The following is a 14,824-nucleotide window of genomic DNA, read 5'->3' as shown; positions in this document are numbered from 1 at the left end:
AACGGCCCGTGGGTCGGCGGCCTGTATCTCTGCAAGCCGCGCTCTGTCCTCTGGATATCGCCCCCGGCGCAGACTTCGGGACAAAGCTCATGGGGATGCTCGACACCTTCCCCAAAGCCTTTGAAACCTACTGGCCGGGACTGGGCGGCATTGACCTGCTGGTGGGCCTCGCCGGTGCGGCTGGGGTGTATCTGCTGATACAGTCCAAAATCAAGCAGGCAAAGAAATTCCGGCGGGATGCGGAGTACGGCACCGCCCGCTGGAGTGCATAATTTTAAGTGTAAAGGACACCTACATGGACGCACAGGAGGTTATGCACATGACTGATTATAGCAAAATTACCGCCCTTTACTCCCGCCTTTCCGTGGGCGACGAGGACAGGGACGGCGGTGAGAGCAACAGCATACAGAACCAAAAAATCTTTTTGGAGAACTATGCCAGAGGACAGCACTTAACCAATATCCGGCACTACATTGACGATGACGAAAGCGGCAGATTTTTTGACCGTTCTGCCTATTCCCGCATGATGGACGATGTAGAAAACGGAAAAATCGGTGTCTGCATTATGAAAGACCTGACGCGCTGGGGGCGCGACTATCTCCAAGTTGGCAACGCTATGGAGATATTCAGACGGAACAATGTGCGCTTTATCGCGGTCAACAACGGGATAGACAGCGAGAAGCCCGACACATTGGAGTTTGCGCCCTTTATCAACATCATGTCGGAGTGGTACGCAAAGGACATCAGCAAGAAAGTAAAGACCGGCATTAAAACGAAGGGCATGAGCGGAAAGCCGATTGCCACCGAAGCCCCCTACGGCTATATGAAAGACCCGGACAACAAGGATTTTTGGATAATCGACGAGGAAGCCGCCGAGGTTGTGCGCCTTATTTTCCGTCTGTTTATCGGCGGGAAGAACCGCAACCAAATCGCCGTATATCTGACGCAGGAGCAAATCCCTACCCCTACTTTCTACATGAAAGACCGGGGACGGGGAACGTGTAAAAACAAGGCGCTCAATGAGGATAACCGCTACAAGTGGAACAAAGTCACCTTGACCCATATCCTCACGCGGCAGGAGTATTGCGGCGATGTAGTCAACTTCAAGACTACAAAGCATTTCCGGGACAAGCGGAACCACTATGTAGACCGGAGCCAATGGCAGATAACCGAAAATGTGCATGAGCCGATTATTGACCGCGCCGACTTTGAAACCGCACAGCGGATTTTGGAAAACGCGCCCGTCAGACGCCCCAACGGGGACGGGGAAATCCACCCTTTGTCGGGCTTGCTTTTCTGTAAGGATTGCGGCGCAAAAATGCACATCCGCATAGATTACAGGAACGGCGGCAAGCGGCATGTTGCCTATTGCAGCGAGTATCACAAGGGGAAAGCCAAAAACCCCAAGTGCCATTCCCCACACATCATCGACGCGGACTTGCTCATGCAGACCGTCGCGGAAGTGCTGAAGAAAATCGAGGACTACTCTATCAGCAACCGGGCGGAGTTTGAAGCCTTAGTGAAAAAGAACCTTGCCATGCAGCAGACCGACCAGACCAAGAAGCAGCAGAAACGTATCCCGCAAATCACGACACGCCTTGAACAGATTGACAAGGTGCTGAATAAGCTCTATGAGGACAACGCCCTCGGCACTATCCCGCAAGACCGCTATGAGCAAATGTCGCAAAAATATTCGGAAGAATACTACACACTGAAAACGGAGCTTGCCACACTCCAAGAGCAGCTATCCGCTTATGAGAACGCGGGAGGGCGGGCGCAGAAGTTTTTGAAGCTGACGGAACGCTATGCCGCCTTTACTGACCTGACCCCCGCCATTCTCAACGAGTTTATCAGCCGGATTGAAGTGCATGAGCGCGACAAGAAAAGGGCAAAACAGGCTGTTCAGCACATCGGGATATATTTTAACTATATCGGCAGATTTGAGAACGAAGTGACGCAGCTTGCAGAGCCTACGGAGCAGGAAGTCCGGCAAATGCGGGAGGAAATCGAAGAAGCCCAAAAGGAAAAGAGCCGCGCCTACCACCGGCAGTATTCAAGGGAGTACCGGGCGCGAAACCTTGAAAAGCAACGGGAATATGACCGCATGAAAGCGCGGGAATACCGGGCAAGGAGAAAGGCGCAGGCCGCCGCCGCAGCACCCGCACAGTAAAACAGAATACCGACAACTAAGAGGGATTTTCCGGGCTACGGGAAATCCCTTTTTCGCGCCCGGAGAAAGGAGCCGCCTATGGCAGAACAGACCCCCGACAGTATCATCACGACACAGAAGAACGGACAGACCATCGTTGCGGAATTGTTTTTCAATCACAGCGGCACAGAAACATTCCGCGACAAGCTGCTCAAAGTGATACTTGCCGACAGCTTGCAGGACGGTCAAGAGCCGGAAAAATCGGAAATTTTGCGATAACAGCCGCCCCGACGATACATTCCCCGTCCGGGCGGTTTTTATCGTCAAAAACGCCGTTTTCTCCAAGTCAAGAGCCGGAGAAAACACCCGAAAAATGCCCCTATTGCGTAACAGGGGCGCAGAAAGGAGAGTTTATGCGAACAGGGCTTCCCAAGCAAAAAAAGACCACAGACATCTGGTTTGATGAGAAAGACCCGTTGATCCATATCCGTACCCACAATACCGACTTGAAGAAGCGGCTTGCCGCCTATGCCGAGCAGCACCCCGATGTGTGCCGCCAGACCGACGCAGACCCGGAAACGGGCTGCATGGAGTTTGACATTGAGAAAGGCCGCTTCTCTTTCCGTCTGACCGCCCCATACAGCGAGGAACGGCGGGAAGCGGCGCGGCGGTACGCCAGAGAGAGCAACGCCGCCGACAGGCTGAAATAGAGTGGAAATGTTCATAGTTTTGTGCTATACTTTTTCTAAAAGCAGAGTAATACTGCGGAATTGATTGGAGGACAACACAATGGTTACATTTATGAGATTAAGATAAAACCGCGAGTTATGTTGCGGTTATCCGTATTGCATAACTCGCTTATTGAAGCAGAGATGTAATTACGGAGGAAAAACAAATGAATAATAATTTATCACGCTTTGCAGACAGCAAGGTTTATTTTCAATGCCCAATTTGCACAAAATCAATGGATATACAAGGCAATAGCCTAATTTGTAGACATGGACATTGCTTTGATATTTCAAGATATGGGTATGTAAATTTGTTGTTAAAATCATCGCCCAAAACCAACTACAGCAAGCGGTCTTTTGACAACCGGCACCAAATTTTGGAGTATGGCATGTATGATGTTGTGTTGGAGAAAATCATACAGTTTATTTCTGATACGCCATCTATAAGAAACATTTTAGATGTTGGTTGCGGCGAGGGTTTCTATGCAAGGCAGATACAGCAAAGAACAGAACGAAACATCTTTGCCTTTGACTTGTCAAGGGAGGCAATACAGATTGCATCAAAAAAAGACAAGCGCAAAGCAGTGAAGTGGTTTGTTACTGACTTATCAAAAATCCCTTTGAAAGACGGAAGTATGGATTGTATTTTAGACATATTTTCGCCTGCACACTACAAAGAATTTCAGCGATTGCTATCTCCTAACGGATATGTTGTGAAAGTAATTCCTACGAAAAATCATTTGAGGGAAATCAGGACTAAAGTGCAAGCACACTTGAAAAATCCAGATTATTCAAATGAGTCTGTCGTTGAATATTTTGAGAAATATCTTAAAACCATTTCAAGAGAAACGGTTTCAGCCACCGTACAGTTGTCATCAGAACAAAGAATGTCGTTTATTGAAATGACGCCGCTTCTCTTTTGCGTTGAAAAAGATTGCGTTGATTGGCGTACTCTCACACATTTGACAATCGAAGCTGATGTTTTAATAGGAATGTATTAAAGGGCGTATTGATATTTAATATTCCCATTTATTGAGCAGAACGGAGTAAACCAAACACCCTAATCAAAAGGACAGCCGAGGAAATCGACTGTCCTTTTTCTATGCCGACAGGTAGAAAGGAGTGACCACCCATGACGAAACCGAGAGAAAAAAACCGCGAGGAATTGCAAGCCGAGATTGAGGACGGGAAGAAGAAAATCCGGCAGCTTGAAAACCGGGAAAAGGTGTTGCGGCAAAAGTTATCCCAAGAGGAACGCAGGACGCGCAGCCATCGGCTGATCGTCCGGGGTGCGGTCTTTGAGAGCATTGTGCCGGAAGCCAAGACCATGACCGACGAGGAAGCCGCCGCCTTTCTCCGGCTTGCCTTGACGAGCGAGGAAGCGCGGGCTTATCTGAAAAAACGCACCAAGGGCGGGAAAAGCGAATAATCCCTTTGGCACAAAGGGCGCACTTATACACCCTTACGGGTGCGTGCGCTCTGCCGAGGGCTTGTCGGCACAGAGAGAAAGCCGCTTGCTTCCCTCTCTGACCGACATTGGCGGCTTTGCCGCAACAAGGGGCTGCACCCCTTGCGCCGCTTACGCGGCTATCCCTGCACACCCACAAAAACAGTACACCCGCCGTTGGCGTCTGTACCATTTTTGCGGGTTTTATTATCCTATCCGGGAGGTGATACCCATAGCCATCTACCATTGTAATATCAGCATTGTCAGCCGGGGCAAGGGCAAATCAGCCGTTGCCGCAGCCGCCTACCGAAGCGGCGAAAAGTTGACAAATGAGTGGGACGGAATGACCCACGACTACACCCGCAAAGGCGGTGTTGTCCATACGGAAATCCTACTGCCGCCCAATGCCCCGCCCTCTTTCTCTGACCGTTCAACCTTGTGGAACAGCGTGGAGCTTTACGAGAAAGCCGGGAACGCCCAGCTTGCCAGAGAGATTGACGCGGCGCTTCCCATAGAGTTATCCAGAGAGGAACAGATCCGGCTTGTCCGGGAATACTGTTCCTCTCAATTTGTTTCCAGAGGAATGTGCGTTGATTACGCCATTCACGACACCGGCAAGGGCAATCCCCATTGTCACATCATGCTTACCATGCGCCCCCTTGACGAGCGCGGCGCATGGGCGGCGAAGTCCAAAAAGGAATATGACCTTGATGAAAACGGCGAGCGTATTCGCTTGCCAAGCGGCAAATACAAGGCCCGCAAAGTTGACCTGACCGGCTGGAACGACAAGGGCAACGCGCTTTTATGGCGCAAGGCATGGGCGGATATTTCAAACGCCTACCTTGAACGCGCCGGAAGCCCGGAGCGCATCGACCACCGCAGCAACGCCGAGCGCGGCATTGACGAGCTGCCCACCGTCCACATGGGCGTGGCGGCCTGTCAAATGGAGAAGAAAGGCATAGCCACCGAGAAAGGCGAGCTGAACCGGAATATCCAAAAAGCAAACCGCCTTATCCGGGAAATCCGGGCGCAGATTGGAAAGCTCAAAGAATGGATTGGCGAACTGTTCAAGGCGCGGGAAAACGCCCCGGAGCAGCCCCCGCAATCCCCCGGCCTTGCAAATCTGCTGATGAAGTATTTAAGCGTTCAGAGAGAAAAGAGCCGGAAGTATTCGCAGAGTTGGCAAAGGCAGCACACCGCCGACGAACTGAAAACCGTTGCAAAGGCGGTCAACTATCTTTCCGAGCATGGCATTTCCACCCTTGACGAGCTGGACGCTGCCCTTTCCTCTGTCAGCGACCAAGCCGACGCTATCCGGGAGGGCATGAAAACCGCCGAGAAGCGCATGAAAGAATTGCAAAAGCTGATTGAATACGGGAAGAACTACACCGAGTACAAGCCCATTCACGACGAGCTGAAAAAGCTGAAAAATGGCTGGACGAGCAAGCGCGACAAGTACGAGGAAGCCCACCGCGCCGAGCTTACGCTATGGAACGCAGCGAGCCGCTATCTCCATGCAAATCTGCCGAAAGGGACAAAGAGCTTGCCTATCGCTGAATGGGAAAAAGAGTACGCCACCCTCAGCGGGCAGAGAACAGCGGAATATACCAAGCTGAAAGAAACCCGCGCCGAGGTTGCCGAGCTGCACAATATCCGCAAGTGCGTTGATATTGCGCTGAAAGCCGACCAGCCGGAGCAGACCCGCACCAAGCAGCACGACTTAGAACGATGAAAGGAGTTGAGATTTTTGTACTACACCCAAGAACAGATAGACCGGGCGAACCAAGCCGACCTTGTTTCTTTCCTGCAATCACAGGGCGAGCAGCTTACCCGCGCCGGGAATGAATACCGCTGGAAACGGCACGACAGCTTGACCGTCCGGGGAAACAAGTGGTACAGGCACAGCCAGAGCAAGGGCGGCGGCCCCGTTGATTTTGTTATGGAGTTTTTCGGCAAGAGCTTCACCGAAGCCGTAGAACTTCTCACAGGAGAAAAGGGAGCCGCACCGCCGCCGGACAGACCTTGCCCCGCGTCCCTATCCGACTTCCGGCTACCACCCCCAAACAGCGACAACCGAACAGCGAGGAACTACCTCACAACAGCCCGCCGCATTGATGAAGATGTGACGGGCTTTTTCTTTGCCCGCGGCGATATTTACGAGGACGCAGCCCACCACAACGCCGTATTTGTGGGGCGGGACGAGGACGGAATACCGCGCTACGCCCACAGCAAAGGAACGGCGGGAAACTTCCGGCTTGATGTGAAAGGCAGCGACAAAGCCTTTAACTTCTGTTACCGGGGCGAGGGCGAAAGATTGTTTGTCTTTGAAGCACCCATTGACCTGATCTCTTTCCTCTGCCTGTTCAAAAAGGAATGGCAGAAGCAAAGCTACCTGTCATTGGGCGGCGTGGGAGAAAAAGCCCTGCTCCGCTTTCTCTCTGACCGTCCGAACATCAAGACCGTTTACCTCTGCCTTGACAGCGATGAAGCCGGGAACGACGCTTGCAGCCGCCTTGTAAAGCTCATGCCGGAGGGCTATACCGTCCACCGGCTTATCCCTCTTTTCAAGGATTGGAACGAGGTATTGCAGCACCGGGCAGAAATCACAGACGGGAAGTATATCCGGGAAGCTGTTTACGGCTTGAAAGAGCCGCCGCAGGAAGAAACCGTCGAGATTATCCGCATGAGCGAGGTTGACACGCAGACCGTTGAATGGCTATGGGAGCCGTATATCCCGTTTGGGAAAGTAACCATTGTGCAAGGCAACCCCGGCGAGGGCAAGACCACCTTTGCCCTACGCCTTGCCGCCGCTTGTACCAACCGCAAGCCGTTCCCCCACATGGCAGCGCATGAGCCATTCAATGTGATTTACCAGACCGCCGAGGACGGTTTGGGCGACACCATCAAGCCCCGCCTTATGGAAGCCGAAGCAGACCTTGACCGTGTTCTTGTCATTGATGAGAGCAAGCAGGGGCTTTCCCTTTCCGACGAGCGCATAGAGAGAGCTATCCGGCAGACCGGGGCGCGGCTGATTATCCTTGACCCCATACAGGCGTACATGGGCGAAAAGACCGACATGAACAGGGCAAACGAGGTGCGCCCCATGTTCCGCCGCCTTGCCGATGTTGCCGAGCGTACCGGGTGCGCCGTTATCCTTATCGGACACTTGAATAAAGCCGCCGGAGGACAGAGCGCATACCGGGGCTTAGGTTCTATTGACTTCCGCGCCGCAGCAAGGAGCGTCCTGCTGATTGGGCGCGTGAAGCGGGAGCCAAATGTGCGCGTTATCGTCCATGACAAATCTTCCCTTGCGCCGGAGGGCAAGCCCGTTGCCTTTTGCCTTGACCCGGAAACGGGCTTTTCGTGGATAGGCGAGTATGACATTACCGCCGACGAGCTGCTATCCGGCGCGGGCGGCAACACGGCCACCAAGACCGAACAGGCGGAACGGCTGATACTTGACCTGCTTGCAGACGGGAAAGAGCTTGCCAGCGAGGAAATTGTAAAGGCCGCAGCCGAAGCCGGAATATCTGAAAGGACGGTGCAGAACGCCAAGCGCAACATGGGCGGTGTTTTGGATGCAAGGCGCGTCGGCGGTCAATGGTACAACTTCATCAAGAAGAAGCAGCCGCCCGAACCCGCAAGCTGAAAACGCAAAGTGCAGACCCTTTGCGCTTTGCACTTTCGCGCTTTCACTTTGATTGTGCGTCAATAACTCAAAATAGCACTTGACAAAACGCTTCATGGGGAACAAAGGAGGATATAAAGCCGTTTGTAGACCCCAAATTTCAGAACAATGTTATTCTGACCGGGACGGAGTTTCTTACCATGAACACCCGCCCGAGGATACCCGCCAACGCCCGCAACTTAAACGCCTGCGTCATCGGCTCGTCCGGCTCGGGCAAGACAAGGTTCTGGCTGACCCCGCAGCTCCTTCAAGCCCATTCCTCCTATGTGGTGGTGGACCCGAAGGGCGGCACCCTCGACCAGTGCGGGCGGTTCCTGCAACGGGAGAAATATAAGGTGCGGGTGTTCAATAGTATCGACTTCTCCAAATCCATGCACTACAATCCGCTGGCCTACATCAAAACGGAAAGCGACGTGCTGAAATTCGTCACCGCCCTGATCGCCAACACCAAAGGCGACGGCAAGGAGGGCGACGAGTTCTGGACCAAAGCCGAAACCCTTTTGTACTGCGCCCTTGTGGCCTACATCGTGTTTGAGGGGCCGGAGGAAGAACGCAACATGAATACGCTGGTGGAAATGATAAACAGCATGGAGGTCCGGGAGGATGACGAAACCTTCAAAAACGCGGTGGACTATATGTTTGACGGGCTGGAGCGCCGGAGTCCCCAGCACTTTGCTGTGAGGCAGTATAAGAAGTACAAGCTGGCAAGCGGAGATGTATGCTCTAAGTGACTTCTTAATCATGGTTTTTGTCATGGTTAGTGAAGCAGTCACTTAGAGCATTTTCATTTCAGGAGGTACAGCCATGAGAAACGAGAAAATCACCCCTCTGTATGAGCGTTTGAGCCGCGATGATGAGTTACAGGGCGAGAGTAACTCCATATCGAACCAGAAAAAGATGTTAGAGGACTATGCCCGCCGGAATGGGCTACCGAACCCCACCCACTTCACCGATGACGGTGTATCGGGAACCCGTTTTGACCGTCCCGGCTTTCTGGCGATGATGAAGGAAGTCGAGGCCGGACGAGTGGAGGCCATTGTTATCAAAGACATGAGCCGCCTGGGGCGTGACTATCTGAAAGTCGGCCAGGTTATGGAGATTTTGCGGCAGCGCGGCGTCCGGTTGATCGCCATCAACGACGGTGTGGACAGTCTGAAAGGCGATGATGATTTTACCCCGTTCCGCAATATTATGAACGAGTTTTACGCCCGCGACACCAGCCGGAAAATCCGCTCCGTGTTCAAGTCCAAGGGCATGAGCGGCAAGCACCTGACCGGCACTGTCATTTACGGCTATCTGTGGGACGAAAAGCGGGAACACTGGCTTGTGGACGAAGAAGCCGCCGAAGTGGTACGCCGTATCTTTTCCCTGACGATGGAGGGCTATGGCCCCTATCAAATCTCCAAGCTGCTGTCCGAGGCAAAGGTTGAAATCCCCGCTGTCCATCTGGCTCGCTTTCACGAGGGCGTAAACAGGTCAAAGCCGGTCAAAGACCCCTACGGCTGGGGATCGTCCACCATCGTGAACATCCTGAAAAAGCGGGAATACCTGGGCCACACCATCAATTTCAAGACACGCAAGCACTTTAAGGACAAGAAAAGCCACTATGTTGACGAAAGCGAGTGGACGATTTTCGAGAACACCCATGAGGCCATCATCGACCAGGAAACCTTTGACAATGTGCAGCGCATCCGGGCGAATGTCCGGCGCTACCCGGACGGCTGGGGCGAGGCCCATCCCCTGACCGGCCTGATGTACTGCGCCGACTGCGGCGGCAAGATGTATGTTCACCGAACCTACAACGGAAAACGCGACCCGCAGTTTACTTGCAGCCAGTACACCAAAGTCCCATGCGGGACGCTCTGCGGCACACAGCACCGCATCCGGGCCGAGGCCGTCCTGACCCTGATAACCGATATGCTCCGGGCCATCGCGGAGTATTCCAAGAATGACCGGGCCGAGTTTATCCGCACTGTTCAGGAAACGCAGGCCGCCCAGCAGGCCGCCGACATATCCAAGAAGCGGAAACGGCTGGCCGCCGCCCAAAAGCGGGCCGGGGAACTGGAAAAGCTGATTTGCAAAATCTATGAGGACAACGCCCTGGGAAAGCTGCCGGATGCCCGGTATGAAGCCCTGGACGCACAGTATGCCAAAGAGCAGGACACTCTCCATGCGGAAATCACGGAACTGGAAAAGGCCGTTACCGGCTATGAGCAGAGCCGGAAATCTGCGGAGAAGTTTATTGCCCTGATTGATAAGTACGAGAACTTCGACACGCTGACAAACACCATGCTCAACGAGTTTGTAGAGAAAATCCTTGTCCATGAACGCGCCCGGAAAGGCAGCCAGGACACCACGCAGGAGGTTGAAATCTACTTCAACTTTGTGGGCCGGTATATCCCGCCCGCCTTGCAGCCGGTTCCCCTGACCCCGGAGGAACAGGAAGAACTGCGGAAGAAGGAGGTACGCAAGGACAGGCTTCACCAGAACTACTTGCGCCGCAAGGCCAATGGCAAACAGAAGGAATGGGAAGAACGCTACAACGCCAAGCGCAAGGCCCAGGTGGAGTCAGCAAAGGCCGCGATCCGGGCCGAGGACATGGAAAAGGGCGTTTTTATCCCCGTCAGCCAGTTACCCAGGCAGGAGCCGCGCAAGGCCACCATATCGGCCAGCGCCGCAGTTTAATCATCACAGTGCAAAGGAGGACGAACATGAACGAATTGACTTACACCCGCTACGGGGATTACTACATCCCCGACCTGAAACTTTCCGAGCAGCCGGAGGCCCCCATCGGCAAGTATGGCCGTATGCGGCAACGCTATCTGAAGGAACACCGGCCTGGCCTTTACAGCAGCTTGATTTTGAGCGAAAAGCTGTACCCGCACCTGTTGGAGATTGACCGGGCAGCGCATGAACGAATGGACGCCATGCTGCCCCGCATGATGGCGGCGGCAGGCGTCACCGAGGAATTGAAAGCCCGTGACCCCATGCGCTGGGTGGGGCTGATGAACACGCTGAAAGCGCAGGTGGAGGAAATTATTCAAGACGAACTGATTTACAATTAGTTTTTAGGCAGAGGCTTTGGTCTCTGCCTAATTTTATAATCATTTCGACACATTTCCTGCCTTGTACTATTCGAGAAAACGAATTATAATGTTAAGGTTGGAGGTGCAATATGGACTATATGACATTAAAAGAAGCTGGCGAAAAATGGGGCGTGACCCCTCGTTGGATAAATTATTACTGTTCTTCGGGCCGCATTCCCGGCGCTGTGAAAATGGGGACTGTCTGGCTCATTCCTAAGAACGCAGAAAAGCCCATTGATGGCAGGACAAAAAAAGCAAGGAGCAATCGCAATGGAAAATAGGATTATATTGATTGAAGATGACGAAGAAATCAGAAGCATGGTGAAAGACTATTTGTCAGGAGAATTTCAAGTGCTTTCTTTTAGTGATGGTAAAACAGCTATTCATACTATCAAGAATTATGATGAATACTCTCTTGCACTCATAGACCTTATGCTGCCAGATATGAGTGGTATGGAGATTATTAAGACTATTCGGCAGGTCAGCACGATCCCGATCATCATTATCACCGCAAAGGACAATGATACCGATAAATCGTTAGGGCTGAATTTGGGGGCCGATGATTATGTTGTAAAGCCATTTTCTCTGATTGAGCTTACTGCAAGGATTAAAGCCAATATTCGGCGTGCCAGAACCTATCAAGCCATGCCAAACGATGCAGGCGTAAAGATTAAGGATTTAGAGATTGACCCAATCAGTCATACTGTTAGCCGCCAAGGAACTCTGATAGATTTAACGCCCATTGAATTTGAAATTTTGTATCTGCTGGCAACCCATCCGGGACGGGCTTTCTCGAAAGAACGCTTGTATGAACTTATTTGGAAAGAGCCATATTTCGGTAATGAAAACGTATTAAATACCCATATCAATCGACTGCGCCTGAAACTGAAAAACGGTGAAGAAGATACGACAACCTATATTAAGACCTTATGGGGAATAGGTTACAAGATGGAGGATAAATAAATGTGGGTTCTGTTTGCTGCGCTTTCAGCCGCTTTGCTGCTCATCTGCATTTGGCAGAGAATACAGTATAGGAAATTGCAAAAAGAAATCAACTATATCAGTAACCGACTGGAAACGCTTTCTATTACTTCTGAAAATGGCTTTGTTCTTCTCCCTACCGATCATGCCTGCATGAAAAAATTAGGGGCTGCGATTAACACATTGCTTCAAAATTTCTACGAAAAGAAGTCAGAATATGAACAGGCACAAAAGGCGATGGCACAGGTTCTTACCAATATCTCACATGATATTCGTACCCCTCTGACTGTGCTGAAAGGAAACAGTGAAATGTTAGCTGCTAAAGTGGATGATGTATCTGTGCCGGAGGTCATTCATACCATGGCTACCAAAATTGACCGTAAAGCAGATGATTTGATAACAACGATAAACGACTATTTTACAATGTCCAAAATTGCTTCCGGCGATCTTCCTCTGAAACTGCAAAAGGAGAATGTTTCAAGATTATGCCAAGACACCATTTTGGAATATTATGATCTGCTTGAAAAGCAGCAATTTGAGGTGGATATACAGATACCAGCCACGCCGATTTATGCAGACACAGACCGGGACGCCTTGCAGCGTATTTTGAAAAACCTAATAGACAATGCAATCCGGCATGGGGGTGATGGAAAGTATATTGCCCTGCGTCTTACAGCAGAAAAAGGAAAAAGTGTCATTGAAATAGAGGATCACGGGAAAGGAATGTCGCCACAACAGCAAAAGCAGATATTCACAAGAAACTATACGACTGCCCCGAAATCATCAGGAAATGGTCTGGGATTGGCGATTGCAAAGAAACTTTCTATGCAGATAGGAGCAGAATTGCAGGTTCACAGCATACAGAATGAGCAAACGGTTTTCTCGGTCATTTTGAAAAGTTAGAAAAAAGTTAGATTTCAGGCAGAGAAAAGAGAAGTCTGTTTTGTATAATGGGAGCCGTACAGGAGGAATACAAAATGGATTATATCATGGAAACCGTAGGGCTGCGAAAGTCCTATAAAGGAAATGTCGTTGTAAACGATGTGAATATCCATGTTCCCAAAGGGGCTATTTATGGCTTTGTCGGGCCGAACGGTGCCGGTAAAAGTACGGTAATGAAAATGATCCTGAACCTTATCCAGCCAGAAGCCGGAGAAGTTCAGCTTTTTGGAGAGAAAGTCACCGATCAAAGTTATGAAGTTTTCAAACGGGTGGGTTCCATTATCGAAAATCCGTACTTTTACGAGAAAATGACGGCCCGGCAAAACTTAGAGCTTCATTGCGACTATATGGGATTTCCCAATAAAGAGCGCATTGATGAAGTTCTGCAAATGGTTGATCTGCAAAATGTAGAGGGAAAGCAAATCCGCCATTATTCATTAGGTATGAAACAGCGGTTAGCAATCGCAAGAGCTATCCTTGCAAAGCCAGAATTTCTAATTTTAGATGAACCGATTAACGCATTAGACCCCGAAGGTATCCGCGAAATGCGGAACCTGTTCCAGCGGCTTAATCAGGAAGATGGAACGACCATTTTTATTTCCAGTCATATCCTATCCGAAGTTGATCTAATTGCTGATACGATTGGAATTATTCAACATGGCAACCTACTGGCAGAACTGCCCATTGAGGAAATCCATAAGCATCAAACGGAGTATATCAGTCTACAAGTTGATGATGTAGCCCATGCAGCAACTTTATTGGAACAGATGGGCATTACAAACTTTAGCATATTGGATAAAGAGTTCATCCGGATTTATGACTCGAACATTTCTGGCAAAGTTTTGTCAAAAGCCCTCATTGAAAGTGGTGTTGGTTTAGAGAGCTTAGGGCGTAAACAGGACACTCTGGAAGATTATTTCTTTCAGCTCACAGAGGAGGGAAAATAAAATGGCACACCTTATTAAACTGGAATTGAAAAAATTTGGGACTGCTCGAAATATAATTTTTACGTTTGCCGCAATCCTTTTCAGCATACTGTTCATTACTGTATCTTTGTGGGATAGTATGACAGACCCGGAGCAAACCAAAGACACGTTTGAAAGTACATATCTTGTTATTGGCTTGCTGATGTCCTTTATTTTCCTTGTGTACTCGTCGGTTTTAACTGCACGTCTGGTAATTGGAGAATATAGTCAGCGGACAATCACGATTATGTTTTCTTATCCTTTGAACCGCATGAAATTGATTGCCAGCAAATTGATTATCATTATGGTTTATACGGCAATTTCAATGGCGATTGGATATATTTGTTGCAGCGGTTATATCGTGCTTGTGGACAGATTTTTTGATATGCTGGAGGGAACATTCCAAATTTCCATGCTTCAGACATGGATACCAATGGCAATAACTGCGGTAGTTGTATGCACGGTACTATCGCTCTGGCCATTTATCATTGGCATGATCCGAAAATCTGTTCCCACCACAATCGTAACTTCATTGATTGTCATTGTGTTCCGGCAACTCATTATCAGTAAAAATACAACATATCAGGAGTCCTTGCTACAAATCCTTTTGATTGCAATCATTACGTTTGGAATGGCTTTATTTATTTTCAAGAAGAAAGTACCAGAACTATATTAATTCCATCTGTCGGGCGACGGCAAAAGAAAAAAAGCCGTCGTTCAGCAGCCCTTTGACACGCCCATACGACCAGGGGGCTGTCGGGAAATAGATAGTTCCAAACAGGGGCAGGTGTGACTCATGCGAGTCACGCCTGCCCCTGAAATTTATCCTCAAAAAAGA

15 protein-coding genes and 1 pseudogene are annotated in these 14,824 nt (G+C 50.3%); all 16 read left to right on the top strand.

Annotated elements, in window-relative coordinates:
- The first annotated feature begins 89 nt into the window (after positions 1-89).
- The 16 genes and pseudogenes from B5E42_RS00820 (at position 90) to B5E42_RS00745 (ending at position 14,662) form a co-directional block, all read left to right on the top strand.
- Positions 90-272 (top strand): hypothetical protein, encoded by a 183-nt coding sequence (locus B5E42_RS00820; protein WP_242966965.1) that lies wholly within the window; start codon positions 90-92, stop codon positions 270-272.
- 47 nt (positions 273-319) lie between these two features.
- A complete protein-coding gene (locus B5E42_RS00815; RefSeq protein WP_206197938.1) occupies positions 320-2,170 on the top strand; it encodes a recombinase family protein in 1,851 nt (616 codons plus the stop codon).
- Between the two features lie 78 nt (positions 2,171-2,248).
- Positions 2,249-2,428, top strand: a complete 180-nt coding sequence (locus B5E42_RS00810; protein ID WP_005930684.1) for a transposon-encoded TnpW family protein — start codon at positions 2,249-2,251, stop codon at positions 2,426-2,428.
- A gap of 134 nt (positions 2,429-2,562) precedes the next feature.
- Complete coding sequence (locus B5E42_RS00805) at positions 2,563-2,859, top strand: hypothetical protein (RefSeq protein ID WP_005930687.1); 297 nt, start codon at positions 2,563-2,565, stop codon at positions 2,857-2,859.
- Positions 2,860-3,044: 185 nt separating this feature from the next.
- A complete protein-coding gene (locus B5E42_RS00800; protein ID WP_002584969.1) occupies positions 3,045-3,878 on the top strand; it encodes a methyltransferase domain-containing protein in 834 nt (277 codons plus the stop codon).
- A gap of 131 nt (positions 3,879-4,009) precedes the next feature.
- Positions 4,010-4,306, top strand: a complete 297-nt coding sequence (locus B5E42_RS00795) for a DUF3847 domain-containing protein (RefSeq protein WP_016147288.1) — start codon at positions 4,010-4,012, stop codon at positions 4,304-4,306.
- Positions 4,307-4,556: 250 nt separating this feature from the next.
- Entirely contained in the window at positions 4,557-6,056 is a 1,500-nt protein-coding gene (gene mobQ, locus B5E42_RS00790) for a MobQ family relaxase (RefSeq protein WP_275535622.1), read from the top strand.
- A gap of 15 nt (positions 6,057-6,071) precedes the next feature.
- Positions 6,072-7,973 carry an AAA family ATPase gene (locus tag B5E42_RS00785; RefSeq protein ID WP_035393622.1) on the top strand — a complete coding sequence of 634 codons (1,902 nt, stop codon included), beginning with the start codon at positions 6,072-6,074 and terminating at the stop codon, positions 7,971-7,973.
- An 86-nt stretch (positions 7,974-8,059) separates the two neighbouring features.
- Positions 8,060-8,725 (top strand): annotated as a pseudogene (locus B5E42_RS00780) (type IV secretory system conjugative DNA transfer family protein); the annotation flags it as partial.
- Positions 8,726-8,816: 91 nt separating this feature from the next.
- Positions 8,817-10,697 (top strand): recombinase family protein, encoded by a 1,881-nt coding sequence (locus B5E42_RS00775; protein WP_087235996.1) that lies wholly within the window; start codon positions 8,817-8,819, stop codon positions 10,695-10,697.
- A 26-nt stretch (positions 10,698-10,723) separates the two neighbouring features.
- Entirely contained in the window at positions 10,724-11,077 is a 354-nt protein-coding gene (locus B5E42_RS00770) for a TnpV protein (RefSeq protein WP_087235993.1), read from the top strand.
- Between the two features lie 110 nt (positions 11,078-11,187).
- Entirely contained in the window at positions 11,188-11,379 is a 192-nt protein-coding gene (locus B5E42_RS00765) for a helix-turn-helix domain-containing protein (RefSeq protein ID WP_087235991.1), read from the top strand.
- Positions 11,369-12,061 carry a response regulator transcription factor gene (locus tag B5E42_RS00760; protein WP_087235989.1) on the top strand — a complete coding sequence of 231 codons (693 nt, stop codon included), beginning with the start codon at positions 11,369-11,371 and terminating at the stop codon, positions 12,059-12,061. Before B5E42_RS00765 ends, B5E42_RS00760 begins: the two co-directional genes overlap by 11 nt.
- A complete protein-coding gene (locus B5E42_RS00755; protein ID WP_087235987.1) occupies positions 12,062-12,982 on the top strand; it encodes a HAMP domain-containing sensor histidine kinase in 921 nt (306 codons plus the stop codon).
- A 74-nt stretch (positions 12,983-13,056) separates the two neighbouring features.
- On the top strand, positions 13,057-13,968 hold the full coding sequence (locus tag B5E42_RS00750; protein WP_087235985.1) for an ABC transporter ATP-binding protein: 912 nt from the start codon (positions 13,057-13,059) through the stop codon (positions 13,966-13,968).
- 1 nt (position 13,969) lies between these two features.
- Positions 13,970-14,662, top strand: coding sequence for an ABC transporter permease (locus B5E42_RS00745; RefSeq protein WP_087235983.1), 693 nt, complete (start codon positions 13,970-13,972; stop codon positions 14,660-14,662).
- Positions 14,663-14,824 lie beyond the last annotated feature (162 nt).

Source organism: Flavonifractor sp. An10 (assembly GCF_002161215.1).
In the GTDB taxonomy this organism is placed as follows: Bacteria; Bacillota; Clostridia; order Oscillospirales; family Oscillospiraceae; genus Flavonifractor; species Flavonifractor avistercoris.
This window is presented reverse-complemented; position numbering and strand designations above follow the sequence as displayed.

Bases quoted from the DNA above. Each gene is read 5' to 3' on its own strand.
- B5E42_RS00745 (WP_087235983.1), top strand. From the start codon at position 13,970: ATGGCACACCTTATTAAACTGGAATTGAAAAAATTTGGGACTGCTCGA.
- B5E42_RS00760 (WP_087235989.1), top strand. From the start codon at position 11,369: ATGGAAAATAGGATTATATTGATTGAAGATGACGAAGAAATCAGAAGC.
- B5E42_RS00765 (WP_087235991.1), top strand. From the start codon at position 11,188: ATGGACTATATGACATTAAAAGAAGCTGGCGAAAAATGGGGCGTGACC.
- B5E42_RS00800 (WP_002584969.1), top strand. From the start codon at position 3,045: ATGAATAATAATTTATCACGCTTTGCAGACAGCAAGGTTTATTTTCAA.
- B5E42_RS00795 (WP_016147288.1), top strand. From the start codon at position 4,010: ATGACGAAACCGAGAGAAAAAAACCGCGAGGAATTGCAAGCCGAGATT.
- B5E42_RS00805 (WP_005930687.1), top strand. From the start codon at position 2,563: ATGCGAACAGGGCTTCCCAAGCAAAAAAAGACCACAGACATCTGGTTT.
- B5E42_RS00810 (WP_005930684.1), top strand. From the start codon at position 2,249: ATGGCAGAACAGACCCCCGACAGTATCATCACGACACAGAAGAACGGA.
- B5E42_RS00750 (WP_087235985.1), top strand. From the start codon at position 13,057: ATGGATTATATCATGGAAACCGTAGGGCTGCGAAAGTCCTATAAAGGA.
- B5E42_RS00775 (WP_087235996.1), top strand. From the start codon at position 8,817: ATGAGAAACGAGAAAATCACCCCTCTGTATGAGCGTTTGAGCCGCGAT.
- B5E42_RS00820 (WP_242966965.1), top strand. From the start codon at position 90: ATGGGGATGCTCGACACCTTCCCCAAAGCCTTTGAAACCTACTGGCCG.
- B5E42_RS00755 (WP_087235987.1), top strand. From the start codon at position 12,062: ATGTGGGTTCTGTTTGCTGCGCTTTCAGCCGCTTTGCTGCTCATCTGC.
- B5E42_RS00770 (WP_087235993.1), top strand. From the start codon at position 10,724: ATGAACGAATTGACTTACACCCGCTACGGGGATTACTACATCCCCGAC.
- B5E42_RS00815 (WP_206197938.1), top strand. From the start codon at position 320: ATGACTGATTATAGCAAAATTACCGCCCTTTACTCCCGCCTTTCCGTG.